The organism is Candidatus Limimorpha sp. (assembly GCF_056203535.1).
The window spans coordinates 1-3,980 of the sequence record NZ_JBADWU010000030.1; the positions used below are offsets into that span (position 1 = coordinate 1).

General features: G+C 44.7%; 2 protein-coding genes. Both read left to right on the forward strand.

What is annotated here, in order from left to right; translation table 11 throughout:
• The first annotated feature begins 225 nt into the window (after positions 1–225).
• Positions 226–3,285, forward strand: coding sequence for a type III restriction-modification system endonuclease (locus AC06MN_RS03420; protein WP_475670952.1), 3,060 nt, complete (start codon positions 226–228; stop codon positions 3,283–3,285).
• Between the two features lie 293 nt (positions 3,286–3,578).
• The gene (locus AC06MN_RS03425; RefSeq protein ID WP_475670953.1) at positions 3,579–3,878 is read left to right on the forward strand and encodes a hypothetical protein; all 300 of its coding nucleotides are present in this window, start codon (positions 3,579–3,581) and stop codon (positions 3,876–3,878) included.
• Positions 3,879–3,980 lie beyond the last annotated feature (102 nt).

Below are 3,980 nucleotides of genomic sequence, written 5' to 3' on the forward strand. Positions count from 1 at the left end.
AATGAAGAGATTGCTTCTTGGAATACCGAGAGGAACGCCGCTCAAAAGAGCGTCAATTGGCAGTTTAAGACTGTCGATGCCCGAATCAAACTGAAACATCTCTACCCTATATTGAACTTTTAAGTGTTACAAAATACTAGAATGCTGTCGGATAAAATATTGGAAATGCTTTATCCCGGCACCCCAAAACATCCATGTCAAAAATATAAATTAAAAGCCTAACTTATGAAACTGCAATTCAAGAATCAGAAGTTCCAGTCGGATGCAGCCAAGGCTGTGACGGATGTGTTTATCGGCCAGAGAAATACGGCTTTGCATGAATATACGCTTGATATGGGAAGCGACAATCAAGGTTCGTTCTTTGATGTTGTCGGTTTCCGCAATGCTCCGCTGAACATCGACAGCATCCAGCTCACGGAAAATGTACGCAAGATACAGATTCCGGCCATGTTGAAGCCAAGCGACCATGTGGCTCCTAAAGACCTCCGTCTGACGATTGAGATGGAAACGGGCACAGGCAAAACCTATACCTACATCAAGACCATGTATGAGTTGAACCGGCTCTATGGATGGAGCAAGTTCATCATTGTTGTCCCTTCCATTGCCATCCGTGAGGGTGTCTGCAAGTCGTTTGAGATTATGAGTGAACATTTTGCGGCGGAATACGGCAAACGCATCCAGTCGTTTGTGTATGATTCAAAACAGCTGACCAAGATCGACCAGTTCGCCTCCGACAGCAACATGCATGTCATGATTATCAACACACAGGCTTTCGCTGCCCGTGGCGAGGACGCCCGTCGCATCTACATGAAGCTGGATGCTTTCCGTTCTCGTAAACCTATTGACGTAATTGCATCCACAAATCCAATCCTTATCATCGACGAACCTCAGTCGGTTTTGGGTGCTGACAGAAATAATGCGACACGTAATCGTCTGAAAGAGTTCCATCCCTTGTTTACCTTGCTCTATAGTGCAACCCATAGGGCGGATGACATTGTGAACATGGTGTATCGTCTCGATGCCATGGATGCCTACAATCAGAAACTGGTCAAGAAAATTTCCGTTAAGGGAATCGAACAGAAAGGCACGACCGCAACCAATGGTTACCTCTACCTCGAAAGCATCGAACTCTCAGAAGGCAACCCCCGTGCCCGAATCGGTTTCGACAAGAGAGCCGCCAATGCCATTAAGCAGGTAACGGAACTGGTGCCGGATGGCTTTGACATTTATCAGAAGTCAGGCAGTCTTGAGGAGTATTCAAACGGCTATCGCATTGAATCTATTGATGGTTATGAGCGTTGCATCCGACTGCTGAATGGCATGGTACTCTATGAGGGGGACGTAATCGGAGCCGTGAATGAGCTTGTCATTCGTCGTGCGCAAATACGCGAGACCATCAAGTCGCATATCGAAAAGGAACGCAAGCTGTTCAAGATGGGCATCAAGTGCCTGTCGCTGTTCTTCATCGACCATGTTGATAACTATCGTTTGTACGAAGCTGGCGGGAAAACGAAAAATGGCGTATTTGCCGATATTTTTGAAGAGGAATATGATAGAGTCGTTGAAGAGGTCATGCAGTTAGACTTGTTCAAAGATGAAACCGACTATGTGTCATATCTCAAGAAATTCACTTCCCATGAGGTACACAACGGCTATTTCTCGCGCGACAAGAAAGGAAACTACATCAACAGTCAGCTGGAGCGCGGAACGGACAATTCAAATGACGTGTCGGCTTACGACCTTATCATGAAAGATAAGGAACGCCTGCTTTCCTTCGATGAGCCTACCCGCTTCATATTCTCACATTCAGCCTTGAAAGAAGGCTGGGATAACCCTAATGTCTTCCAGATTTGCACTCTGAAGGACTCCGACAACCAGACCAAGAAACGTCAGGAGGTAGGGCGTGGCATGCGCCTTTGCGTGAACAGTTTTGGCGAACGTCAGGATGAGAATGTGCTTCATGGTTGTGTGTTCGATGTGAACGAACTCACCATCATTGCCAGCGAGTCATACAATTCGTTTGCTGCAAAGCTGCAAACTGAAATTGCAGAAGCTGTCGGCGACCGTCCTGTCAAAGTTCAATATACTTTGTTTGAAGGTATGATGGTAACCAATTCAAATGGAGAACAGAAGAAACTGAATGATGTGGATGCCAATGACATCATCTTTACATTAAGAATTAATGGCTACGTCGATAAGCATGGCCAATTGCAGAGCAAATACTACGACGACAAGCAACAGGGCGTGCTTGACTTTGGCGAGGAATACAATAACTTCAAGGATGATATTGTTAAGAAACTGGATTCCATTTTCAATCCTAATGCCGTCAAGCCCGATAATGCCCGACAGGTTCGTGAGGCGAAATTCGATTCACAGAAATTCGCGCGTAAGGAATTTCAGGAACTTTGGAAGAAAATCAACCATCAGACCTATTATACGGTTGACTTTAAGACTGATGAACTGATAGAAAAGGCCGTGCAGCAATTAGACGCACACCTTCATGTTTCGAAAGTAGAGATACGCATTGTTGGCGGCACATTGGGTGACGAAATCAAGAGCAAGGAACAACTCTTGTCGGGAACTGCAATGATAGCAATGGAAGATGGCACGTATTATGGGAAAGTAGAAGAAACCATTGGCGCTTCCGTCAAATATGATTTAATCGGAAAACTCGTCGAAGAAACACAACTCACACGTCATGCCATTGTCACCATTCTCCAAAAGATAAGTCCTAAGACTTTCGGCCAATTCAAGGTTAACCCGGAGGAATTCATAGTTAAGGTCGGAAACATCATCAATGAATGTAAGGCTATAGCTGTCATTGAACATGTGAAGTACCATAAGCTTGATAAGCAATACGAGTCTGTTATTTTCAGCAACACAACACTGAAAGGCAAACTCGGTGTGAATGCGCTCGAATCACAGAAGTCGCTTTACGACCTCGTCGTGGTGGATTCGGCTGGCATAGAGATGAACTTTGCCAAGGAACTTGAAAAGGAATCCGACGTGGTGGTCTATACCAAACTCCCTGGAGGTTTCTACATCAACACTCCTGCCGGCCATTACAATCCCGACTGGGCTATTGTGTTCAAGGAAGGCGCCGACATCAAGCACATCTACTTTGTAGCAGAAACCAAAGGTTCGCTATCAGAATCACAGCTTCGCGAATCAGAGCGGTCGAAGATAGAATGTGCCCGTCGTCATTTCCAGACCATTGCCGACTCTTCTTTATCGTACGATGTGGTTACCAGCTATTCCGATTTGCGTGACATCATCACAAAATAATGGATTTCTATTTCTTTCAAGACTTGCTGATGACTCTTTCCCATTATCAAAGTGCAAATGAAGAAAACAGCAATGCCAATCATTCTATGCCTAACAGTGAGACGAAGGCTACCTGTGAGAGGCTATCTGTTTGAAATGGCCGGATCCTGTAAATTGAGGAAAACCATACCAATTACTGCACTTTAGACCATGCCAAACATGCAAATTAGTGCAGTTTGTTGTTGCATATTCTGAATATAATAAGTGTTTCTGTTCTTATATAGGGTAGTGGTGCCCGATGCTTTTTTCAAGGCATGGTTGGGCCAGTCAACGGAACGTATTCGGCCATCGGCTTTGTGCTGTATAATTCGCCTGAAGATCAGGATATTTCGGCTTCGGCCTGCACCATTGATGAATTGGAACTGCTGACGGGTCTCGATTTCTATCACAATCTGGACGACAAGACCGAGAAACGTGTTGAAGCCAGCATTGATTGGAAATATTGGGAAGGCGTGGGCGTTAACCCTAGATTTGATAATAAGCAAATTTTGGGGCAATTATTTGCCCAATATCTTGATACTGTCCCAAAAAGTGTGTCTGAGCGCAGAGGCTAAAAAAAGGGATTGGCCAATCAGTCCAATCCCTTAAAAGTCTGTATCTTTAGGGTGCCCAAACTCTAAATAACAGACTTAAAATGAAGTTTACAAAGGAACAAA

Coding starts and splice junctions, on each gene's coding strand:
- AC06MN_RS03420 (WP_475670952.1), top strand. CDS start 226: ATGAAACTGCAATTCAAGAATCAGAAGTTCCAGTCGGATGCAGCCAAG.
- AC06MN_RS03425 (WP_475670953.1), top strand. CDS start 3,579: ATGGTTGGGCCAGTCAACGGAACGTATTCGGCCATCGGCTTTGTGCTG.